Source organism: Methylobacterium sp. OAE515 (genome assembly GCF_041806315.1).
GTDB classification, from domain to species: domain Bacteria; phylum Pseudomonadota; class Alphaproteobacteria; order Rhizobiales; family Beijerinckiaceae; genus Methylobacterium; species Methylobacterium tardum.
The window spans coordinates 5991584-6013139 of record NZ_JBGMUV010000001.1 but is presented as its reverse complement, the minus strand read 5'-3'; the positions used below and the strand labels follow the sequence as shown (position 1 = coordinate 6013139).

Below are 21556 nucleotides of genomic sequence, written 5' to 3'. Positions count from 1 at the left end.
GAGTTCAGGATCTCTCATGACGCAGAACAGCAATCCGGTCTGGTTCATCACCGGCTGCTCCACCGGCTTCGGCCGGGAGCTCGCCCGGCTTGTCATCGGGCGCGGTTGGCGGGCGGTCGTGACGGCCCGCGACCGCGCCAAGGTTGCCGACCTGGCTGAGGGCGCCGAGGACCGGGTTCTGGCCCTCTCCCTCGACGTGACCGAAGCCGATCAGATCGCCGCGTCCCTCCGCGCTGCGCAGGACAGGTTCGGCCGGGTCGACGTGCTGGTGAACAACGCCGGCTATGGATATCAATCCTCCATCGAGGAGGGCGAGGAGGACAAGATCCGCGCCCAGTTCGACGCCAACGTCTTCGGCCTGTTCGCGCTGACCCGCGCCGTGCTGCCGGTCCTGCGGGCGCAGCGCTCCGGTCGCATCCTCAATATCACCTCGGTGGCGGGCTTCGTCGGCTTCCCGGCCTCGGGTTACTACGCGGCGACCAAGCACGCCGTCGAAGGGTTCTCGGATTCCCTCGCCGCCGAGGTGGCACCGCTCGGGATCCGCGTGACCTGCATCGAGCCGGGCCCGTTCCGCACCGACTGGGCCGGGCGCTCCCTGATCCAGACGCCGAACGCGATTGCCGACTACGCCGAGACCGCCGGCGCGCGGCTCAAGGCCACGTCGGAGAAGAGCGGCACCCAGGCCGGCGATCCGGTGCGGGCCGGCGAGGCGATGATCCGGGTGACCGAGATGGAGAACCCGCCGCGCCACCTCGTCCTCGGCGCCTGGGGGTACGACGCAGTCACGACCCGGCTGAAGCAGCGTCTCGCCGAGATCGAGGCATGGCGCGAGACCAGCCTTGGGGCCGATTACCCGGAGGCGTGAGGGCTCGCCGTCTTTGCGAGCAAGGCGAAACAATCCAGCAGCGCCACGCTCGGCGGTGTCGCGCTGCCCGGGGTTGCATAACTGCGTTCGCAAGGACGCGGCTCAGATGACCGCCTCGATCAGGCCCCGCCGCTTGGCCTCCTCCGCCTCCAGGTACCAGTTGGCCGGCGCCTTCTCGAGCACCTCGTCGAGCGTGACGTCCGAGCCCGCAACGAGGTTGGCAAATCCCTCGTTCTGGATCTCGATCGAGCACAGGATCTCGTTCAGCGTCGCCTTCACGGAGGCGATGCAGGTGGTGAGCGGCCCCTGAACCTGGAGCTGCTTGTTCATCTTGCGCTCGTGGATCATCAGGCGCGTGCCGCAGGTCAGGTAGCGGTTCTGCCGGGCGAAGAAGCTCATGAAGGTCGTGCCGGCCGAGTAGATCGCCGCCTTTCCGAGGAACACGAACCGCCGGTCCGGATCCATCGCGCTGTTGAAGCGGATGTCCTCGCCCATCATCCGGGCGACCTCCGGATCGCCGCCGAGCGTCGTCAGCTCGACCACGACGATCTCGCGGTCTCCCGCCGCGCCGAGCTGGCGGCGGAAGTCCTTGTACATGTCGTAATCGACGGGGCCGGAAAGCAGCACCGCGGGGGCCCGGAAAGCGGTGGGGCCGAGGGGAGTCGTGTCCATGGTTCTCCTGGTCGAATGTCCTGCCCAGGGCCGCCCCCCGCGGCGCCTGCCAGGCGATCAGCGCGCCGGGTCGGGCGCACCCTGACCCTTGCCCACGAACGGGATGCCCTCGATCGGGCATTCCTCCGTGCCGACGCTCTGACGAGTAATGGCCCGGACGGCGTCGCGGGTTCCGTCGGGATCCTCGATCCAGCGCCGGTAGAATTCGTAGGGGCATTCCGACATCCCGTGCCGGTTCTCCTTCGAGTTGATCATGCCCGTGTAGCCGCGGTGCAGGAGCTTGAAGAGGTGGTTCTCCGACTGGCCGTGGGCGCGGAAGTCCCGGATCAGGAACTTCGACAGGGCAGCGTACTGGATGCCCATCTCCTCCTCGCCGCACTCGCCGAGGGTGCGGCCGTCGAAGCCGATGATCGCCGAGTGGCCGAAATACGTGTAGACGCCGTCGAAGCCCGCCGCGTTGGATACCGCGACGTAGACGTTGTTGGCGAAGGCCATCGCCTTCGAGATGACGACCTGCTGTTCCTTGGCCGGATACATGTAGCCCTGGCAGCGGATGATCAGCTCGGCGCCCCGCATGGCGCAGTCGCGCCAGATCTCGGGATAGTTGCCGTCGTCGCAGATGATCAGGCTGATCTTCAGCCCCTTCGGCCCGTCCGACACGTAGGTGCGGTCGCCCGGATACCAGCCCTCGATCGGCGTCCAGGGCATGATCTTGCGGTACTTCTGGACGATCTCGCCCTGGTCGTTCATCAGGATCAGGGTGTTGTAGGGCGCCTTGTTGGGGTGCTCCTCGTGGCGCTCGCCCGTGAGCGAGAACACGCCCCAGACCTTGGCCTCCCGGCAGGCGGCGGCGAACACCTCTGTCTCCGCGCCCGGGACCGTCGAGGCGGTCTCGTACATCTCGGCGGCGTCGTACATGATGCCGTGGGTCGAGTATTCGGGGAAGATCACGAGGTCGAGGCCGGGCAGTCCGGTCTTCATCCCGACGATCATCTTGCCGATCGCCTTGGCGTTCTCCAGCACCTCCGCGCGGGTGTGCAGGCGCGGCATCTTATAGTTCACGACGGCGACGCCGACGCTGTCCTGGCTGGACGAGATGTCTCCGTGCATCATGGCGTGATGTCCTCCTGACCGTGTTTGTCCCCCGGATGTGCGCGGCTCAGTGGCTGATCATCCAGGGCCGCGCCTTCGGGAAGCTTTTGGCGGCGGCCGGGGCGGCGGTCGCCTTCTTGGGTGAGCAGCAGCCGCAGCCGGCCCCGTGACTGCCCGAACGCCGCGGCGCGTGGCGGCTGCGCTCGTTGGTGGCGTGGGCGGCCCGCAGCCCCGCATCCATGCCGGCGATGCGCGGCGCGGTGAGAAAGGCCCGCTGGCTCGTGGTCCCGCAATCCGGGCAATCATGCGGCTCGCGGAACTCCGCCATCGGCCGCATCACCGTGAAGGGCCCGCAGGCCTCGCAGGCGTAGTCGTAGACGGGCATGGGGTGCTCCCAGAAGAGGGGCCGAATTGCGGTGTCGTCAGGTGAAGCGCGGGGTCCCTCTCCCGCACGGGAGAGGGAGGCAGGTCGCGTCCGTGTCCTGCGGCGGCTCACAGATCCGGCGAGAGCGGCATCTGGATCGAGCCGTCGAGGAACTTGGTCGGTCCGTCGGCGCCCGGGTTGATGTCGAACTCGAAGATCTTGGTCGGTATCCAGAGCGTCGCGCAGGCGTTCGGGATGTCGACGACGCCCGAGATGTGGCCCTGGACCGGCGCCGTGCCGAGGATCGAGTAGGCCTGCGCGCCCGAGTAGCCGAACTTCTTGAGGTACTCGATCGCGTTCAGGCAGGCCTGCCGGTAGGCGATGTGGACGTCGAGGTAATGCTGGCCGCCGCTCTCGTCGACCGAGATGCCCTCGAAGATCAGGTGATCGTCGTATTTCGGCGTGATCGGCGACGGCTTGAAGATCGGGTTCTTGATCCCGTACTTGGCCATGCCGTCCTTGATCAGCTCGACCTTCAGATGCACCCAGCCGGCCATCTCGATGGCGCCGCAGAAGGTGATCTCGCCGTCGCCCTGGCTGAAATGCAGGTCGCCCATCGAGAGCCCGGCGCCGGGGACGTAGACCGGGAAGTAGATCTTCGAGCCGCGCGACAGGTCCTTGATGTCGCAATTGCCGCCGTGCTCGCGGGGCGGGACCGTGCGGGCGCCGGTGGCGGCCGCCGCGTCCTTCGCGTCGCCCTTCAGGCGGCCCATATGGGCCGTCGGCCCGAACGGCAGGGTGGCGAGCGCCGGCACGCGCTCCGGGTCGGTGTCGTAGAGCGCCTTCTCGCGGGTGTTCCAGGTCTCCAGCATCTTGGGATCGGGCAAGCAGCCGATCAGGCCGGGATGGATCAGGCCGGGGAAGCGCACGCCCGGGACGTGGCGCGACTTGGTGAACATCCCCTCGAAGTCCCAGATCGACTTCTGGGCCTGCGGGAAGTGCTCGGTGAGGAAGCCGCCGCCGTTCTTCTTGGAGAAGAAGCCGTTGAAGCCCCACTGGCTCTCGGGCTTGGCGCCGATGTCGAGGAGGTCGACCACCAGCAGGTCGCCGGGCTCGGCGCCCTCGACGCCGATCGGACCCGAGAGGAAGTGCACGATCGACAGGTCGATGTCGCGCACGTCGTCGGCGGAATCGTTGTTCTTGATGAAGCCGCCGGTCCAGTCGTAGGTCTCGACGATGAAGTCCGCGCCGGGTTTCACATACGCGACCATCGGGATGTCGGGGTGCCAGCGGTTGTGCACCATGTCGTTGTCGTAGGCCGACTGCGTGAGATCGACCTTGATCAGCGTCTCGGGCATCTCGTGTCTCCAGCTCCCTGAAACTCCGGGGCAGGCCCCGTCCGCGCGCCGCTGCGCGTCTCTCACCCGCTCGCGAGCAGCTCTTTCAGCGCGTCGTCGAGGACCTTGATGTCGTCCGGGCTTGTGCCCGGCCCGCCCGCGAAGTGGCCCCACCACGTGTCGATCACGCGAAGCTCCGCGTTCGGCATGGCGGCCGCCTCGATGGCGTTGTCCTCGGGCGGGAAATACAGGTCGGTCGAGGCGGGCATCAGGATCGCCCTGGCGCGGATGGCGCCGAGCGCGGCCTTGAAGTCGCCCTTGAAGGTGTCGTTGGCGCTGATGTCGCCGTGTTGCCACGTCCACAGCATGGCGAGCAGGTTGTTGGCGTCGCGCTCGTAGAACAGGCCTTCCCAGAACCCGATCAGGAAGTCCTCCAGGGACGCGTAGCCCATGTGGGTGATGTCGGCCTCAAGGCGGTAGAAGGTCTGCGACAGGCCCCAGCCCGCGTAGACCCGGCCGAAGGCGCGCAGGCCCCGGGTCGGCGGGCTCGTGTACCAGCCCTCCGCCCAGGCGGCGTCGGCCTGGAGCGCGGCCTTGGCGCCCTCCAGGAAGACGTAGTTGTGCCGCGAGCACTTGGCCGAGCCCTGAAACGGCAGGATCTTCGGCACCATGTCGGGGTACATCGACGCCCAGTGGTAGGTCTGGAGCGCGCCCATCGACCAGCCGGTGACGAGGACCAGCGTCTCGATGCCGAAATACTCGGTGACGAGGCGGTGCTGGGCGCGGACGTTGTCGTAGGCGGTGACGTTGGGGAAGCGCGGCCCGTTCCAGGGCGCGGGCGTGTTGCTCGGCGAGGACGAGAGCCCGTTGCCGAACATGTTGGGGATGATGATGAAGTACTTGTCCGGGTCGAGCGCCTTGCCGGGTCCGATCAGCCACTCGTTCTCGGTGTGCTGGCCCGAGTACCAGGTCGGGTAGACGATGGCGTTGTCCTTGGCCGGGCTCAGCGTGCCGAAGGTCTTGAAGGCGAGTTTGGCCGCGCGCAGCGTCTTGCCGCACTGGAGCACGAAGTCGCCGAGTTCGAAGATCTCGTAATCGGCCATGCTGTGCCCCTAGACCGACAGGAACCGGGCGACGGCGGCCTCGTCTATCCCTTCGCGCGGGGCCTCGTGGACGATGGCGCCGTTCTCCAGCACGATCACCCGGTCGGCGACGTCGAGGGCGAAGCTCAGGACCTGCTCGGACACGACGATGGAGAGTCCGCGCGCGTCACGGATCGCTTTCAGCGTCCGGCCCATCTCGCGGATGATCGAGGGCTGGATGCCCTCGGTGGGTTCGTCGAGAAGCAGGACCTTCGGCCGGCTCGCCAGCGCCCGGGCGATGGCGAGCTGCTGCTGCTGGCCGCCCGAGAGGTTGCCGCCGCGCCGCCCCTTCATCTCCAGCAGGACCGGAAACATGTCGTAGAGGTCCTGCGGCACCTTGCGGGTGCCGGTGACCGTGAGGCCGGTCTCGATGTTCTCCTGGACCGTCATGGTCGAGAAGATCATGCGGCCCTGCGGCACGTAGGCGAGGCCCTTGGCGACCCGGGCGTGGCTCTTGAGCCCGGCGACGTCCGTGCCCTCGACCTGGATCGCGCCGGCCTTGACCGGCACGAGGCCCATCAGGGTCTTCATGAGCGTGGTCTTGCCCATGCCGTTGCGGCCCATCACGGCGACGATCTCGCCGGGCGCCACCGAGAAGGTCAGCCCGTGCAGGACCTCGCTCTGGCCATAGGCGGCGTGCAGGTCCTCGACGGCGAGCGCCGGCGTGGCGGACGGGATTGCGGCGAGCGGGGGCGCCTGGACGCCCGGCGTGTGCGCAGTCTGGAGCGACGCCATCGTCAATGTCCTAAATACACTTCGATGACCTTCGGGTCGTTCTTTACCCGCTCCATCGAACCCTCAGACAGCACCTTGCCCTGGTGCAGGACCGTCACCCGGTGGGCGATGTCCTCGACGAACTTCATGTCGTGCTCGATCACCAGCACCGAGCGGCCCTTGATGATCTGATTGAGAAGTTCGGCGGTCTTGATCCGCTCGCCGACGCTCATGCCGGCCACCGGCTCGTCGAGCATCAGCAGCTCCGGGTCCTGGATCAGCAGCATGCCGATCTCCAGCCACTGCTTCTGGCCGTGGCTCAGGAACTCGGCCCGCTCCTTGAGCTGGTCCTTAAGGAAGATCGTCTCGGCGATGGCGTGGATGCGGTCGCGGACCTCCGCGTCCCGCTTGAACGTGAGGGCGCCGAAGACCGAGCGCCCGCGGGGGAACGAGATCTCCAGGTTCTCGAACACCGTGAGGTCGTCGTAGATCGATGGCGTCTGGAACTTGCGGCCGACGCCGGCCTGCACGATGGCGCTCTCGGAGAGCTTGGTCAGTTCCTGGCCCTTGTACTTGATCGAGCCGGTGCTGGCCTTGGTGCGCCCGCAGATCAGGTCGAGGACCGTGGTCTTGCCGGCGCCGTTCGGCCCGATGATCACCCGGATCTCGTCCGGATCGACGTAGAACGACACGTCGTTCACCGCCTTGAACCCGTCGAACGAGACCGTGAGCGCCTCGACGGCGAGGAGGTAATCGGGCGGGGCGGCCTCGGCGCCGACCACGGGGGAGGAAAGGATCGCGGCGTTCATGGCGGGACTCACTCGGCCGGAGTGCCGTGGGGCGGGACGATCGCGGGCGGCGGGGCGCGCAGCCCCTTCACCCGGCGGGTGAGACGGGGCTCGATATGCTCGCGCCAGATCCCAGCGAGACCGTTCGGGAAGGCCAGCACCACCGCGATGAACAGGGCGCCGAGGCCGAACAGCCAGAGGTCGGGGAAGCTCTCGGAGAAGCTGGTCTTGGCCCAGTTGACCAGGAGCGTGCCCCAGACGGCGCCGAACAGGGACAGGCGCCCGCCGACCGCGGCGTAGATCACCATCTCGATCGAGGGGACGATGCCCACGAAGGATGGCGACATGAACCCGACCTGCAGGGTGAACATCGCGCCGCCGATGGCCGCCAACCCGGCGGCGAAGCAGAAGGCGAAGACCTTGAACCCCGCCACCGAGTAGCCGGAGAAGCGGACCCGGTCCTCCTTGTCGCGCATGGCGACGAGGATGCGGCCGAGCTTCGACTTCTTCACGTACTGCGCCGCCAGGATGCAGGCGATCAGCAGGCCGCCGTTGACGAAGTACAGGATGACCTTCGCGTGGTCGGTGCGGATGTCCCAGCCGTGGAGGGTGCGCAGGTCGGTGATGCCGTTGATGCCGCCGGTATAGCCCTGCTGGCCGACGATCAGGATCGTCAGGATCGCGGCGATCGCCTGAGTGATGATCGCGAAGTAGGTGCCGCCGACCCGGCGCTTGAACATCGCGAAGGAGATCAGCATCGCGAACAGGACCGGGACGGCGACCGCCAGGATCAGCGTCAGCGGCAGGCTCTTGAACGGCTGCCAGAACCAGGGGAGGGCGGTGATCTGGTTCCAGTCCATGAAGTCCGGGATGCCGGGCGTGGACTGGATCTTGGTGTTCTCGACGCTCGAAGCCTCGAGCTTCAAGTACATCGCCATGCAGTAGCCGCCGAGGCCGAAGAACACACCCTGTCCCAGCGACAGGATCCCCGCGTAGCCCCAGCAGATCACCAGTCCGAGGGCGACGAACGCGTAGGTGAGGTACTTGCCGACGAGGTTGAGGCGGAAGCCGTCGAGCATCAGCGGCAGGACGACCAGGATCACCCCGGCCAGGAGGAGCAGGCTCAGCCACTCCACCGGCTTCATGAACGGGTTGTCGTTGACGGTGACGGATTTGGTGAGGGTCTGGACCGGGTTCGTCATCGGGAAAACATCCTCAGCGCCGGACCTTGAGGGTGAAGAGGCCCTGGGGCCTCAGCATCAGGATGCCGACCACCGCGAGCAGGGTGATGACCTTGGCCGTCGAGCCGGAGAGGAAGAACTCCAGGGTCGACTGCGTCTGGGAGATCGAGAAGGCCGACGCGATCGTGCCCAAGAGGCTCGCGGCCCCGCCGAACACGACGATCAGGAAGGTGTCGACGATGTAGAGCTGGCCGGAGGTCGGCCCGGTCGAGCCGATCATGGTGAAGGCCGAGCCGGCGATGCCCGCGATGCCGCAGCCGAGGCCGAACGTGTAGCGGTCGACCTTCTCGGTATCGATGCCGACCGCCCCCGCCATGGCGCGGTTCGACATCACGGCGCGGACTTGCTGGCCGAAGCGCGAGCGGAAGATCAGAAGCGCGACGCTGACGGTGATCAGGATGGTGACGGCCATGACGAACAGGCCGTTGATCGGGATCTCGATCGTGTCGGTGACCTGCACCGAGCCGATCAGCCAGGACGGCAGCTCGACACCGACCTCGCGGGCGCCGAAGATCGATCGGTAGGCCTGTTGGAGGATCAGCGACAGGCCCCAGGTGGCGAGGAGCGTATCGAGCGGGCGCTTGTAGAGGAACCGGATCAGGCCCCATTCTACCAGCATGCCGAGGGCCCCGGAGGCGAGGAACGCCAGGCCCATCGCGATGAAGAAGTAGATCGGGAAGAGCGCCGGCAGGTAGGTCTGGAAGAAGGTCGAGCAGAGGTAGGTGACGTAGGCGCCGAGGATCATGAACTCCCCGTGCGCCATGTTGATCACGCCCATCTGGCCGAAGATGATCGCGAGCCCCAGCGCCATCAGCAGATAGACGGAGAACAGGATCAGGCCGGCGAAGCCCTGCATGGCGAAGATCGCGCCGAGGTCGCCGAGGGAATAGTCGCCGAGCATGTCTTTCGGCCTTCTGCGATGGAGGATGCCCGTTGAAGCCCGCGCCACTCTCCCTCCCCCGCAAAGGGGGAGGGGAGGACTAGCGCGATTACTGATATCCCTTCGGGAACGGATCCGGCTTGATCAGTTCCGGACTCGTGTAGACGATCTCGAACTGGCCATCGGGCTTGGCCTTGCCGACTCGCGTCTTCGACCAGAGGTGATGGTTCTCGTCGATCCGGACGTAGCCCTCCGGCGCACCCTTGAACTCAAGCCCCGGCGAGGCGGCCACCACCTTGTCGACGTCGAACGAGCCGGCCTTCTCGCAGGCCATCTTCCACAGGAACGGGCCGAGATAGGCCGCCTGCGTCACGTCGCCGATGACGGTCTTCTCGCCCCACATCTTCTTGAAGGCGGCGACGAAGGCCTTGTTGTTCTCGTTATCGATCGACTGGAAGTACTTCATGCAGGCATAGGCCCCGGCGATGTTCTCGCCGCCGATGCCGTCGATCTCGTCCTCGGTGACCGAGATCGTCATCAGCACCTGCTTCGACAGGTCGATGCCCGCCGCCTTGAGCTGCTTGTAGAACGCCACGTTCGAGCCGCCGACCACGTCGGCGAAGATCACCTTCGGCTTGGTCAGCTTGATCTTGTTGATCACCGAGTTGAACTGGGTGTGGCCGAGCGGGAAGTACTCCTCGCCGACGACCTTGCCCTTGAGCACGTTCTCCACGTGCTTGCGGGCAATCTTGTTGGAGGTGCGCGGCCAGATGTAGTCGGAGCCGATGAAGTAGAAGCTGTCGCCGCCCTTCTCCTTGTGGACCCAGTCGAGGCCGGCGAGGATCTGCTGGGTCGCCTCCTGGCCGGTGTAGAAGACGTTCTTCGATTGCTCCAGGCCCTCGTAGAAGGTCGGGTAGTAGAGCAGGCCGTTGTACTGCTCGAAGACCGGCAATACCGCCTTGCGCGAGGCCGAGGTCCAGCAGCCCATCACGGCGGCGCAATGGTCGTTGACGAGGAGCTTCTTGGCCTTCTCGGCGAAGGTCGGCCAGTCGGAGGCGCCGTCCTCCTGGATGATCTTGATCTTACGGCCGAGCACGCCGCCGGCATCGTTGATCTGCTGGATCGCGAGTTTTTCCGCTTCCTGCGCGCCCGTCTCGGAGATCGCCATCGTGCCGGTGATCGAGTGCAGGATGCCGACCGTCACCTCCGTGTCCGTCACCGCGAGGCCGGTGGTGTTCACCGAAGCGGTCGGCGGCGCGGCCCAGGCGGTGCGCGGCATCAGCGCCAGCGCCGGGGCGCCCGCCAGCCCCATGAGCAGCCGGCGCCGCAGCGGGGAGCGCAAGCCGTGATCGGCGCCGGTCTCGGTGTCGTCTGCCATATGCCTGCCCCTGTTCGCGTCCGGGCCTTGAGAGGCGGCCCGGATCGATGAGCGCAGGCTAGGTCCTGGGTTGCGGTGCGGCCTATACGCGATTTTGCGTATGGCCGTGCTCTTGCATGCGCTGCACCATCGCGACGGAATACTTCGAGGTCGGGGTGGCTGAGAGCGCGAAGAGTGGGAGCACCGCTCCGGTGCCCGTTTTTTCGCGCGCGCGCGCGTCGCGCTGCCGCCTGTGCGTGTCGCTGCCCGGGCGCGGCGGCCGGATCGCCCCGGCCGTGGCTCGATGAGCGGTCCGCAGCGCATCATCCCCATCCGCCGGGACTACAACCGCTTCGTCGCCGACGAGACGCTGGAGGATTACGCCCTCCGCTTCACCGCCAAGAAGGCGCGGCGCTGGTCGAGCCTCGAAGTGGCGCAGACCGCCCTCGGCTCGATCTCGTTCCTGGCGCTGGAGGCGATCGGCGGGACGCTGGCGCTGACGGCGGGCTTTCCCAACACGATCGCGGCGGTGCTGGTCGTCGGTCTGATCATCTTCGCCACGGCGGCGCCGATCACGGTCTACGCCGCCCGGTACGGCGTCGACATGGACCTCCTCACCCGCGGCGCGGGGTTCGGCTATCTCGGCTCGACCGTGACGTCGCTCATCTACGCGAGCTTCACCTTCCTGTTCTTCGCCATCGAGGCGGCGATCATGGCGCTGGCGCTGCAGCTCTGTTTCGGGCTGCCGCTGGGCATCGGCTATCTGCTCTGTGCCGGGGCGGTGATTCCCCTCGTCGTCTACGGGATCCGGCTGATCAGCCGGTTCCAGATCTGGACGCAGCCGATCTGGATCGCCTTGAGCCTGCTGCCGCTGATCTTCGTGGCGGCACAGGGTGCGGGGCCATTGCGGGCGCTCGCCGGCTTCCCCGGCCTCGACGGCGGCGGGGCCGGCTTCGATCTCGCCCGGTTCGGCCTCGCCACCGGCGTCCTGCTGGCGCTGCTCGCCCAGGTCGGCGAGCAGGTTGACTTCCTGCGCTTCGTGCCGGAGCCGCAGGGCCCGCGCGACCGCCGCTGGTGGCTGGCGGTCCTGTCGGGAGGCGCCGGCTGGATCCTGCCCGGGATGCTGAAGATCCTGCTCGGGGCCGCGCTGGCGGTCCTGGCGCTGGGCCACGGCGTCCCGGTCGAGCACGCCGCCGAGCCGACCCGCATGTACGCGGTGGCGTTCGGCTACCTGACGGGGGAGGGGAGCCGGGCGGCCCTGCTGCTCACCGGGCTGTTCGTCCTCGTGTCGCAGCTCAAGATCAACCTGACCAACGCCTATGCCGGCTCGATCGCGTGGTCGAACTTCTTCTCGCGCCTGACCCACAGCCATCCGGGGCGGGTGGTCTGGCTCGTGTTCAACGTCGCCATCGCGGTGCTCCTGATGGAGCTCGGCATCGACAAGACCATCGAGAGCACGCTGCCGCTCTACGCCTCCGTGGTCTCGGCCTGGGTCGGGGCGCTGGCCGCCGACCTCGCGGTCAACAAGCCGCTCGGCCTCTCGCCCCCGGGCATCGAGTTCAAGCGCGCCCATCTCTACGCGGTGAACCCGGTGGGGACCGGCGCCATGGTGTTGGCCCTCGCGGCCGGGGGCGCGGCCTATGTCGGCTGGCTCGGCGCGACCTTGCAGCCCTTCGCGCCGCTGCTGACCCTGGCGATCGCGTTCTGCGCCGCCCCGGCGATCGCCTGGGCGACGGCGGGGCGCTGGTATCTGGCGCGGGTCCCGAAGCAGGATTGGGGCGCGGCCGAGGTGGTCTGCCGGGTCTGCGAACTGCCCTTCGAGGGCGAGGACATGGCCCATTGCCCGGCCTACGACGCGCCGATCTGCTCGCTCTGCTGCTCGCTGGACGCCCGCTGCGGCGACCTGTGCAAGCCCCACGGGCGCCTGGACGTGCAGGCGCAGGCCGCCGTCGCGCGGATTCTGCCGGGCCGCACCGCCGCCTGGATCGGCGCGCCGCTGGGCCGCTACCTCGCGGTAATGCTGACGCTCTGCGCGGTGATCGGCTTGATCCTGGGCATCGTGCACGCCGGCGCGACGATCGCCCACCCGGAGAATCGCGCGTTCCTGCGCACCGCGCTGACCAGCGTGTTCTACACCCTGGTGGTGATCCTGGGCGTGGTGGCGTGGCTGTTCGTGCTCGCCCAGGAGAGCCGGCGCGTCGCCCAGGCCGAGACGATGCGCCAGACCGCGCTCTACCAGGCCGAGATCGCCGCCCATAAGATCACCGACGCCAAGCTGCAGGAGGCCAAGGAGCGGGCCGAGGCCGCCAACCAGGCCAAGAGCCGATACGTGGTCGGGATCAGCCACGAGCTGCGCACGCCGCTCTCGACCGTGCTCGGCTACGCCCAGCTTCTCGAATCCGACCCCGCGATCCCGGCGCATCGCCTCAACGGCCTGCGGGTGATCCGGCGCAGCGCCCAGCACCTGTCGGGACTGATCGACGGCCTCCTCGACATCTCGCGCATGGAGGCCGGGCGCCTCCAGATCCACCGCGACGAGGTCCGGCTGACCGATTTCCTCGACCAGCTGGTGGACATGGTCCGCCTCCAGGCGCGGGAGGCCGGACTGGAGTTCCGGTTCTCAAGGCCCGAGATCCTGCCGGCGGTGGTCGCCACCGACGAGAAGCGCCTGCGGCAGGTGCTGCTCAACCTGCTGTCGAACGCCATCAAGTTCACGGAAGCCGGCACCGTGTCGCTGGACCTCAGCTACCGGAGCCAGATCGCGGTGTTTACGATCCGCGACACCGGCCCCGGCATCCCGGAGGCGGACCTCGCGCGGGTCTTCGAGCCCTTCGAACGCGGCTCGACCCCGGCCGCCCGGAGCACGCCGGGGACGGGGCTCGGGCTCACCATCGCCAACCTGCTGGCGCAGCTGCTGGGCGGCGAGATCACCGTCACCGCCGCCCCTGGCGGCGGCACGCAGGCGCGGCTGCGCCTGATGCTGGCCTCCGTGGCCCAGCCCGCGCCGATCGTCGCGCCCGCGCCGGCGGCGGCCCCGGAGCGGGCCTATGCGGGGGCGCGCCGCACCGTCCTGGTGGCCGACGACGACAGCGCCCACCGCGCCCTGATGCGGGCGATCCTGGAGCCGCAGGGCATCTCCGTGCGGGAGGCCGGCTCCGGACCCGAGTGCCTCGCGCTGGTCGCGCAGGGCGGGGTCGACCTCGTCCTCCTCGACATTGCGATGCCAGGGATGAGCGGCTGGGCGGCGGCGGCGGCCCTGCGGCAGGCCGGGCATACCGGCCCGATCGCCATGATGTCCGCCAACGTCCACGAGATCAGCCCGACCCGCGGCGACGACGCCCCCCACGACGCGATCTTCGCCAAGCCCTTCGACCTGCGCGACGTGATGGAGCGGATCGGCAAGCTCCTGCACCTCGAATGGACCGAGGGCGCCGCGCCGGCGCGGTCGGAGCCCGTCCCGGCCGCGGCGGACCTCCCGGGGCCCGGGCCCGAGCATGTCGGCGAGCTCCTGCGCCTCGGCCGGATCGGCCATATCCGCGCCATCGAGGCCAAGCTGACCCAGATGGAGGCGGACGCGACCGTGCCGCCCGCCTTCGTCGCCCGGATGCGCGGGCTGGTCGAAGGGTACGACCTTCGCCGCTATCTCTCGGTCCTGCAGGAACTCGCCCGCCATGGCTGAGGCGCCGAAGGTCCAGCCGCACCGGGACATCGTCCTGGTGATCGACGATTCGCCCGACACGCTAAGCTTCCTCACCGAGGCGATCGAGCAGTCCGGCGCGACCGTGCTGGTCGCGGTCGGCGGCGACCTCGCCCTGACCCTGGTGGACGAGATCACCCCCGACGTGATCCTGCTCGACGCGGTGATGCCCGGCCTCGACGGATTCGAGACCTGCCGGCGGCTCAAGGCCAAGCCGCACCTCGCCGGCGTGCCGGTGATCTTCATGACCGGGCTCAGCGAGACCGAGCACATCGTGAAGGGGCTCTCCGCCGGCGGGATCGACTACGTCACGAAGCCGATCGCCCCCGACGAGATCCTGGCCCGGATCCGCGTGCACCTCGCGAGCGCCCGCGCCGCACAGAGTGCCCGGGCTGCCCTCGATACCGCCGGCCGGACCCTGTTTGCCGTCTCGGCGGAGGGGCGGGTGCTGTGGTCGACGCCGCAGGCCGGCCGGCTACTGAGCAGCCTCGGCGCCCAGCGCTCGGGCACGCTCGAATTGCCGGCGCGCGCCCGCGACTGGCTGGGCGCGCATCTGGCCGGGGCGGTCGGCACCACCCTGACCCTGACCGATCCCGACGGCGCGGCCTACGCCCTGAGCTTCATCGGAGGCACCCCGGACGAGATCCTGCTCCGCCTGTCCCGGGAGGAGCCGGCCTCCGGGATCGAGCGGCTGCGCGCGAAGCTCCCCGTCACCGGCCGTGAGGCCGAGGTTCTGCTCTGGCTGTCACGGGGCAAGTCGAGCCGCGACATCGGCGAGATCCTGGGGCTGAGCCACCGGACGGTGACGAAGCACCTCGAGGGCATCTACGCCAAGCTCGGTGTCGAGAATCGCACCGCCGCCTCGATCATCGCCGCGCGGCACCTGCAGGATTGAGCTGGCCGGAATCCCCACCTTGTCCACAGGTGTTCCGGTCCGGCGAAACCCCTTGGTAAGCGCCGGCGCTCCACGGTCCTCGCTCCCACTGATCCCGGGTCCGGATGCGATGATGACCAGCCAGCAACTCGCCGACGAACTGAAGCGGATCGCCACCACGCAGGTCAGCGACATCACGCGGGCTGTGAAGGAGGGACAGAAGTCGATCGCCCTCAACGAGGTGCGGGACATGGCGCGGCGCCTCTCCCTGCTGGCCGACGCGTTCGATCCGACATCGGCCACGGAGAAGGCGGAAGCCGTCGACGACGCGCAGGCCGCCTGACGCACGCCGCCGGCTCACGAGGAGCGCTCCATGATCCGCGCCCACTTCACCATTCGCCTCGGCGGCAACTCGCTGCCCGCGTCGGCGGCCCAGTCGGTCGACGACATCGAGGCCGCCCGATCGGTCGCGCGCACGATCGTCCAGCGGCTCATGCGTCAGCACGGCGGCGATCCGCGGCTGCTGGACGCCACCATGGTGATCGGTGACGATGACGGCGCGACGCTCCTGGAACTCTCCTTCCGCGACGCACTCTACATGCCGGTCGAGCCCGTGGCCGATCCGGACCGCCGGCGGCCACGCCCGCCGGGCAGGGCTCCCTCGCAGCGCCTGAGCGCCGCGCTCTACCCAGTCCGGCGGCTCGCCGGGGTTCTGGGTGCGCGCGTGCAGCCGCTGCTCGGCTCGTGAGCCGACGCGTTCAGCCGTAGAGATCGCTGACGGCGAAGCCCCTGGTCGCAAGGCGTTCCGCCAGCACGCGCCGGTGGCACAGCGCCGGATCCCGCTCGAAACAGAGCAGGCAGATCGGCGCGGCTTCGGCCATCTGGGCGAGCTCGTCGAGCGCCGCCTGTCCGCCGGCCGTGTCGAGAACATCCTCGCAGTAGATCCGCCGCATCAGCGCCGCATCGCCGGCCCGCGCCGCCTGCCGCCCGGATTTCGGCGTTCCCAGGCTGCGCAGGTGCGTGTAGCCGACCCCCGCCTCCTGAAGGGAGGCGCTGAGTGCCCCTTTCGAGAACCCGCGCTTGCGGGAGTTCGCGACTGCTCGGACGTCGACGAGCGCGGCGATCCCGGCCGAGCGCAGGACGCTGCCGAGCCGCTCCGAATCGAGGCCTTCGTAGCCTATGGTAAACAGTTGCTTGCTCACGGCGGCGTGACCAGACTTGTGTTTCGGGGCCGGCACTTAGCCGGATGACATCCTGTGCAACAGCCGGGGATGCCCCGCGTATGTCGCGGCGTTGCAACGCATCTCGGAATTCCGCCGCAATGATCGCAAAGCTCCGTTAACCGCGCCGGGGCCATCGAATACGCCTGTCTGTGGCGCTCTTTCGGTGGCGGGCTGAGCACTGATGACGCGGATCTACACGCTTTCGCGGTCGCTTTCCGAGGATCTGAGCCGGGGCCTGAGCGGCCGCTTCGGCGCCGTCCGGCGACTCGCCGCGCGGTTCGCCGCCGCGGCGACCCTGGCTGGCCTCGCGGCCTGCGCATCGAATTCCGACTTCTACCCGACCAAGGGTGACGCGAAGCCGCATCCCGGCGTGGCCAAGGCGAAGCTCCACCCGATCCAGGGGATCGACATCTCCAAGTGGCAGGGCAACGTCGACTGGGCCTCGGTCCGGGCGGCCGGCACCCAGTTCGCCTTCATCAAGGCGACGGAGGGGGGCGACCACGTCGATGAGCGCTTCCGGACCAACTGGGACGGTGCGGCGCGGGCGGGCGTGCCTCGGGGGGCCTACCACTTCGTCTTCTGGTGCCGCTCGGCCAAGGAGCAGATGGACTGGTTCAAGAGGAACGTCCCCAACGATCCGAGCGCGCTCCCGCCCGTGCTCGACGTCGAGTGGAACGGGCACTCGCAGACCTGCCCGAAGAAGCTGCCGAAGGCGCAAGCCTTGGCGATGGTCTCGGAGATGTTGGAGGAGATGGAGCGCTACACCGGCAAGCGCCCGATCATCTACACCGACATCACCTTCCATAAGGACGTGCTGGAAGGCGAATTGCCGGATTACCCGCACTGGTTGCGCTCGACAGCGGCGGAGCCGGAGCAGCGCTTCGTCAACCGCAAGTGGATGCTTTGGCAGTTCACATCCACGGGCCGGGTCCCCGGAGTCCGGGGGGACGTCGACCGAAACGCGTTCTACGGCACACCTTCTGATTGGGCATCCTTCCTGTCGACGGATTGCGATCCGCGCGAGCACAAGCGGCTCTCGGAGCAGGGGCTTTGCACGGACAAGTAGATGCCCACGTTGGAAAGAAACCTACATTAGTTCAGGGGCGCGGGCCGCGGAGTATGCGTGTGGGGTCCGGCCGCCGACGGGCGGGTCCGAGAGGAGCTTGTCGGGAGCCTTCTGTCCCGCACTGCTCCGTTCGTGATGCCAATCGACAATGCCGCCCCGACGGGCAACCTGCTTCTCGATGCGCTTCCCGCCTCAGACCGCGCACTGATCGCGCCTGATCTGGAAGCGATCTCCCACGCCAAGGGCCAGACGATCTTCGAGGCGGGCGACGACGTCACGCACATCACGTTCCCCTGCAATCACGCCGTGGTCGCGCTGGTCGTCTCCACCCGGGACGGGCGAACTGCCGAGACCGCCACCATCGGCCACGAGGGCGCCGTCGGCGGGATCGTGAGTCAGGGGCGCTTGCCGGCCTCCGCCAACGCGCTGGTGCAGATGGGTGGGCCGATGCTGCGCCTGGAGGTGGAGCGGCTCCAGGAGGCTGTCCGCCGGTCCGCCTCGCTGCGAGACCATTTCGCGCGCTACGCCGATTGCCTATTGGCTCAGCTGCTTCAGACCGCTGCCTGCAACGCCCTGCATCCCATCGAGCAACGCTGTCTCCGCTGGCTCATGGCGCTCCAGGATCGCATTCAGGACGACACGCTGCCGATCACCCATGAACTGCTGGCGTCGATGCTCGGCGTCCAGCGCACCTATCTGACGCGGATCCTGCGCGTGCTTCAGGAGCAGGGGCTCATTCAGGTCGGCCGCGGACGGATCACCATCCTCGACCGGCGCGCGGTCTCGGCGGCAGCCTGCGAGTGCCACGCTCGTGTGCGGCTGCATTGCGAGGCGGTGCTCGGTGACGTGTACGGAACGGAGAACCTCGACCGGACCGCACGGCTCGCGGCTGCCGCCGGCTAGGCCGACGCGCACTGACCCAGGGCCGTTCCTGTTCAGTCGATGACCGGCATGCAGACCGGTACGGCAAGGCCCGGCACGGACGCCATCACCACGTCGATCCCGTAGAGCAGGCGCAGCAGGGCCGGGGTGATTGTCGTCGACGGCGGCCCGTCTGCGACGAGCTGGCCGCCATGCAGCGCCACGATGCGATCCGCGCACAGCAGGGCGTGGTCGGGATCGTGGGTCGAGAACATCACGCCGATGCCGTCGCGCGCCAGGCGCCGGACCTGTCCGAGCACACGCGCCTGATTGCCGAAGTCGAGGCTGGCGGTCGGCTCGTCCATGATCAGGAGATCGGGCTCCCCGCTCAGGGCGCGCGCGATCAGGACGAGCTGCCGTTCGCCACCGCTGATCTCGGTATAGATCTTCTCCGCCAGATGGCTGATGCCGAGCGTGGCGAGCGCCTGCTCGGCCGCAGCGTCATCGGACGGTCCGGGCGCGGCGAACGGGCCGAGGCGGCTGGCGCGCCCCATCACCACGACATCGCGCACCGTGAACGGGAAGAAGGCGGAATGCGCCTGCGGCACGGACGCGATTACGCGGGCGATCGCCGCGCGTGACAGCCGGAATAGGTCGGCATCCTTGAGGGCAATGCGGCCGGCCTGTGACGGAAGCAGGCCGAGCAGCGTCTTGAGCAGGGTCGTCTTGCCGCCGCCGTTCGGCCCGAGGAGGCACAGCACCTCGCCCGCGCCGAGGTTGAACGACACGTCCCGCCCGATGGCCCGGTCGCCGTAGCCGAAGGCGAGATTTTGGACTCGGAGCAGCATCACGCGATCCTGCGGCGCCCGGCTGCCAGCAGCCACAGGAAGAAGGGGGCTCCGACCAGGGCCGTCAGAATCCCGAGCGGCACCTCGATGGTCGCCGCCGTCCGGGCGATCAGGTCGACGGCCAGCAGGTAGCCGGCGCCGAGCGCTAGGGAGGCGGGCAGCAGGCGGCGGTAATCCGGCCCGACCAGCAGCCGGGCGACGTGCGGCACGATCAACCCGATCCAGCCGATGACGCCGGTCATGGAGACGGCCGCCGCGGTGATCAGCGTCGCACCTGCGATCAGGAGCGGGCGCAGCACCCGGGTCTCCACGCCGAGCGCCCGGGCCTCCTCGTCCCCGAGGCTCATCAGGTTCATGCGCCAGCGCAGCAGCACCAACGGTGCGAGCCCCAGAAGCATCATCGGCAGGATCGCGCCGACATCGCCCAGGCTCACCGACGACAGGCTGCCGAGCAGCCAGAACGTGATCGCCGGCAACTGATTGTAGGGATCGGCCAGGACCTTCAGGAGCGAGATGCCGGCCCCGAGCACGGCGCCGACCGCCACACCCGCCAGAACCAGGGTGAGGACCGGATCCTGCCGCCGGACCGCAAGCCCGATCCCGTAGACGACGGCCACCGCCCCGAGGCCGCCCAGGAAGGCCAGGCCCTGAATGGGGGCCACCGGCAGGCCGAGATAGATCCCCAGCACGGCCCCGAGTCCGGCACCGGCGGAGACGCCGAGGATGTCGGGCGAGACCAGCGGGTTACGGAACAAGCCCTGGTAGGTCGCTCCGGCCGCCGACAGGGCCGCGCCCACCACGAGGGCGGCCACGACCCGGGGCAGGCGTACCTGCATGATCACGGTATCGATCGTCGCCGGCGCCCGGGCGGGCAGTCCGAGCAGGCGATGGCCGAGGACGTCCGCGACATCGGCAAGGGAGACCGGGTACTTGCCGGTGGCCAGCGCAAGCAGGGCCAGGGCCAGGAGGACGAAGCCCGAGAGCAGCGTCGCCGAGACCCGGAAGCCCCGGTGCCCCCGCGCCGCGCCGACCGCCTCGAGCACGGTTCGGCTCATCGCGCCGTGTCCGGCACCGTGGATCTCAGCAGTGCGGCTGCCTGCTCCGGATCGAGGCCGACATGGTAGAAGCGCTGATAGAAGCGGCGCACGACGTCCGGCATCGGCGCCGGAAACAGGTCCGGATGAAGCAGTCCGGCCAGCCAGCGCAGGCCGATCAGCCGGTTGATCCCGGGCGGCGCGTCGAACCACGGGAATGGCTGCTGCGGGACCACATACACCCGACCCGACTGGATCGCCCTGATGTCACGCCAGAGCGGATCGGTGCGGATCGCGGTCGCGAAGGCCGGGTCGAGCGTGACGATCACGTCCGGGTTCCAGGCCAGGACCTGCTCCGGAGAGACGCTGCCAAGGCGCCCGTCGCCGCCTTCCGCGACGTTGCGGCCGCCGGCCAGCTCCAGCAACTCGGTGTTGATCGACCCGGCGAAGCCCGTCTCCAGTCCGCGCGGTCCGCGGGCGTAGTACACCCGGGGCCGCTGATCCTGCGGCGTCGATCCGATCGCCTTCGCCACGCCATCGATCAGATCCTGCGCCTGGCCGGCCAGCGCATCCGCCTCCGCCTGCAGGCCGAGCGCCGCGCCGAGCTGCCGGTAGGTATTGGGCGTGCTCGCGAAGCTGCCGTCGAGCAGGATGTAGGGAATGCCGGTCTGTGCCTGGACCTTGTCGGCGAGGGACGCGTAGGTCGGTCCGAGACTGCCGGAATCGACGATCACGTCGGGCTTGGCGGCCAGCACGCCCTCGACATTGGCGGTGCCGCCGCGACCGGTGAGGCGCCCGTAGGCGGGAAGCGTCCGGGTCCGGGGCTCGAGGAAAGGCAGCGCCTCGGGACGCGGGGCGCTCACCCAGCCGGTCATCCTGTCCGGGGCCAAGCTGTAGAGCAGCACCGCCGCCGGTGGGCCGGCCGGGAGCACCCGCTCGATCCGGTCGGGAAGCTCGACGGTTCGGCCGGCCGCATCCGTGAACGGACGCGCCAGCGTTCCGCCCGATGACGCCAGGAGCAGACCCAGCGCGCAGGCGAGCGCTTCGCCGCGGCCGAGGGCGAACCCGCGCATCACGCGGCCTTGCGCTCCAGGATCTCGATCAGCGCCCCGTCCGGACCCTCCACGAAGGCGATCCGGAGATCGGGCGCGCGCTGGGTGATGCCGGTTCGGACCGGCACGCCGCGGGCGGTGAGATCGGCCATCGCCGCCTCGATATCGGCGACGCGCAACCCGATATGCTCGAGGCCGAGGCAGGGTGTCGGTGCCGCGGGGGTCGTCTCGGCCGGCGCCTGCTCGATGAACACGGTGAGTCCGCCGAGATCCAGGACGACGCGCTGCACCGGGTCGTCGCCGACGCGCTTCACCTCGCGAGCCCCGAAGGTCTCGACGTAGAACGCCCCGGCCTTGACCGCGTCGCGGCTGCGCAGATGGACGTGATCGCAGGCGTATTGCATCGGGTCTCCGGTCTGTCGCGGTTTCAGCGTCGGCAAAGGGCGGCT

22 protein-coding genes are annotated in these 21556 nt (G+C 68.7%); 7 read left to right on the top strand and 15 right to left on the bottom strand.

The features are described 5' to 3' along the window. Positions 1 to 16: 16 nt before the first annotated feature. Entirely contained in the window at positions 17 to 865 is an 849-nt protein-coding gene (locus tag ABIE45_RS29295) for an oxidoreductase (protein ID WP_192707990.1), read from the top strand. 102 nt (positions 866 to 967) lie between these two features. Here the strand turns inward: ABIE45_RS29295 and ABIE45_RS29290 are convergent, their stop codons facing one another. From ABIE45_RS29290 to urtA, 10 genes are all read right to left on the bottom strand, one after another. Then, positions 968 to 1537: an ATP-dependent Clp protease proteolytic subunit gene (locus ABIE45_RS29290; RefSeq protein ID WP_192707991.1), complete on the bottom strand. Its 570-nt coding sequence runs from the start codon at positions 1535 to 1537 to the stop codon at positions 968 to 970. 57 nt (positions 1538 to 1594) lie between these two features. Further along, the gene (locus ABIE45_RS29285; protein WP_192707992.1) at positions 1595 to 2650 is read right to left on the bottom strand and encodes an aliphatic amidase; all 1056 of its coding nucleotides are present in this window, start codon (positions 2648 to 2650) and stop codon (positions 1595 to 1597) included. 46 nt (positions 2651 to 2696) lie between these two features. Next, positions 2697 to 3014, bottom strand: a complete 318-nt coding sequence (locus tag ABIE45_RS29280; protein WP_192707993.1) for a zinc ribbon domain-containing protein — start codon at positions 3012 to 3014, stop codon at positions 2697 to 2699. Between the two features lie 107 nt (positions 3015 to 3121). Next, positions 3122 to 4351, bottom strand: a complete 1230-nt coding sequence (fmdA, locus tag ABIE45_RS29275) for a formamidase (RefSeq protein WP_012322394.1) — start codon at positions 4349 to 4351, stop codon at positions 3122 to 3124. 62 nt (positions 4352 to 4413) lie between these two features. Beyond that, complete coding sequence (locus tag ABIE45_RS29270) at positions 4414 to 5433, bottom strand: alpha/beta fold hydrolase (RefSeq protein ID WP_192707994.1); 1020 nt, start codon at positions 5431 to 5433, stop codon at positions 4414 to 4416. Positions 5434 to 5442: 9 nt separating this feature from the next. Next, complete coding sequence (gene urtE, locus ABIE45_RS29265; RefSeq protein WP_373622792.1) at positions 5443 to 6207, bottom strand: urea ABC transporter ATP-binding subunit UrtE; 765 nt, start codon at positions 6205 to 6207, stop codon at positions 5443 to 5445. A 2-nt stretch (positions 6208 to 6209) separates the two neighbouring features. Then, complete coding sequence (gene urtD, locus ABIE45_RS29260) at positions 6210 to 6995, bottom strand: urea ABC transporter ATP-binding protein UrtD (RefSeq protein WP_192707995.1); 786 nt, start codon at positions 6993 to 6995, stop codon at positions 6210 to 6212. A gap of 8 nt (positions 6996 to 7003) precedes the next feature. Beyond that, complete coding sequence (urtC, locus tag ABIE45_RS29255; protein WP_192707996.1) at positions 7004 to 8176, bottom strand: urea ABC transporter permease subunit UrtC; 1173 nt, start codon at positions 8174 to 8176, stop codon at positions 7004 to 7006. 13 nt (positions 8177 to 8189) lie between these two features. Continuing rightward, positions 8190 to 9116 carry an urea ABC transporter permease subunit UrtB gene (gene urtB / locus ABIE45_RS29250; protein WP_192707997.1) on the bottom strand — a complete coding sequence of 309 codons (927 nt, stop codon included), beginning with the start codon at positions 9114 to 9116 and terminating at the stop codon, positions 8190 to 8192. Positions 9117 to 9204: 88 nt separating this feature from the next. Beyond that, the gene (gene urtA, locus ABIE45_RS29245; RefSeq protein WP_192707998.1) at positions 9205 to 10473 is read right to left on the bottom strand and encodes an urea ABC transporter substrate-binding protein; all 1269 of its coding nucleotides are present in this window, start codon (positions 10471 to 10473) and stop codon (positions 9205 to 9207) included. A 283-nt stretch (positions 10474 to 10756) separates the two neighbouring features. On the opposite strand from urtA, the gene ABIE45_RS29240 reads away from it, so the two are divergent. The 4 genes from ABIE45_RS29240 (at position 10757) to ABIE45_RS29225 (ending at position 15771) form a co-directional block, all read left to right on the top strand. Further along, the gene (locus tag ABIE45_RS29240) at positions 10757 to 14131 is read left to right on the top strand and encodes a hybrid sensor histidine kinase/response regulator (RefSeq protein WP_192707999.1); all 3375 of its coding nucleotides are present in this window, start codon (positions 10757 to 10759) and stop codon (positions 14129 to 14131) included. After that, positions 14124 to 15044, top strand: a complete 921-nt coding sequence (locus ABIE45_RS29235) for a DNA-binding response regulator (RefSeq protein ID WP_192708000.1) — start codon at positions 14124 to 14126, stop codon at positions 15042 to 15044. Before ABIE45_RS29240 ends, ABIE45_RS29235 begins: the two co-directional genes overlap by 8 nt. Before the next feature lie 109 nt (positions 15045 to 15153). Beyond that, entirely contained in the window at positions 15154 to 15366 is a 213-nt protein-coding gene (locus tag ABIE45_RS29230; RefSeq protein WP_192708001.1) for a hypothetical protein, read from the top strand. Between the two features lie 30 nt (positions 15367 to 15396). After that, complete coding sequence (locus ABIE45_RS29225; protein ID WP_192708002.1) at positions 15397 to 15771, top strand: catalase; 375 nt, start codon at positions 15397 to 15399, stop codon at positions 15769 to 15771. A 10-nt stretch (positions 15772 to 15781) separates the two neighbouring features. Here ABIE45_RS29225 and ABIE45_RS29220 read toward each other — a convergent pair whose 3' ends face one another. Then, entirely contained in the window at positions 15782 to 16225 is a 444-nt protein-coding gene (locus ABIE45_RS29220) for a DUF488 domain-containing protein (RefSeq protein WP_192708003.1), read from the bottom strand. 202 nt (positions 16226 to 16427) lie between these two features. Between ABIE45_RS29220 and ABIE45_RS29215 the strand changes: the two genes are divergently transcribed. Together ABIE45_RS29215 and ABIE45_RS29210 are read left to right on the top strand one after the other, a co-directional pair. After that, on the top strand, positions 16428 to 17312 hold the full coding sequence (locus ABIE45_RS29215; RefSeq protein WP_192708004.1) for a GH25 family lysozyme: 885 nt from the start codon (positions 16428 to 16430) through the stop codon (positions 17310 to 17312). A 135-nt stretch (positions 17313 to 17447) separates the two neighbouring features. Further along, a complete protein-coding gene (locus ABIE45_RS29210) occupies positions 17448 to 18215 on the top strand; it encodes a Crp/Fnr family transcriptional regulator (RefSeq protein ID WP_192708125.1) in 768 nt (255 codons plus the stop codon). A gap of 32 nt (positions 18216 to 18247) precedes the next feature. Here ABIE45_RS29210 and ABIE45_RS29205 read toward each other — a convergent pair whose 3' ends face one another. Genes ABIE45_RS29205 through ABIE45_RS29190 form a run of 4 tightly spaced genes read right to left on the bottom strand, consistent with a single transcriptional unit; the run spans position 18248 to position 21511 of the window. Continuing rightward, a complete protein-coding gene (locus ABIE45_RS29205; RefSeq protein ID WP_192708005.1) occupies positions 18248 to 19021 on the bottom strand; it encodes an ABC transporter ATP-binding protein in 774 nt (257 codons plus the stop codon). Further along, the gene (locus ABIE45_RS29200) at positions 19021 to 20076 is read right to left on the bottom strand and encodes an iron ABC transporter permease (protein ID WP_192708006.1); all 1056 of its coding nucleotides are present in this window, start codon (positions 20074 to 20076) and stop codon (positions 19021 to 19023) included. The genes ABIE45_RS29205 and ABIE45_RS29200 overlap by 1 nt, the downstream gene beginning before the upstream one ends. Continuing rightward, positions 20073 to 21128, bottom strand: coding sequence for an iron ABC transporter substrate-binding protein (locus ABIE45_RS29195; RefSeq protein ID WP_192708126.1), 1056 nt, complete (start codon positions 21126 to 21128; stop codon positions 20073 to 20075). The genes ABIE45_RS29200 and ABIE45_RS29195 overlap by 4 nt, the downstream gene beginning before the upstream one ends. Continuing rightward, positions 21128 to 21511: a VOC family protein gene (locus tag ABIE45_RS29190; RefSeq protein ID WP_192708007.1), complete on the bottom strand. Its 384-nt coding sequence runs from the start codon at positions 21509 to 21511 to the stop codon at positions 21128 to 21130. The genes ABIE45_RS29195 and ABIE45_RS29190 overlap by 1 nt, the downstream gene beginning before the upstream one ends. Positions 21512 to 21556 lie beyond the last annotated feature (45 nt).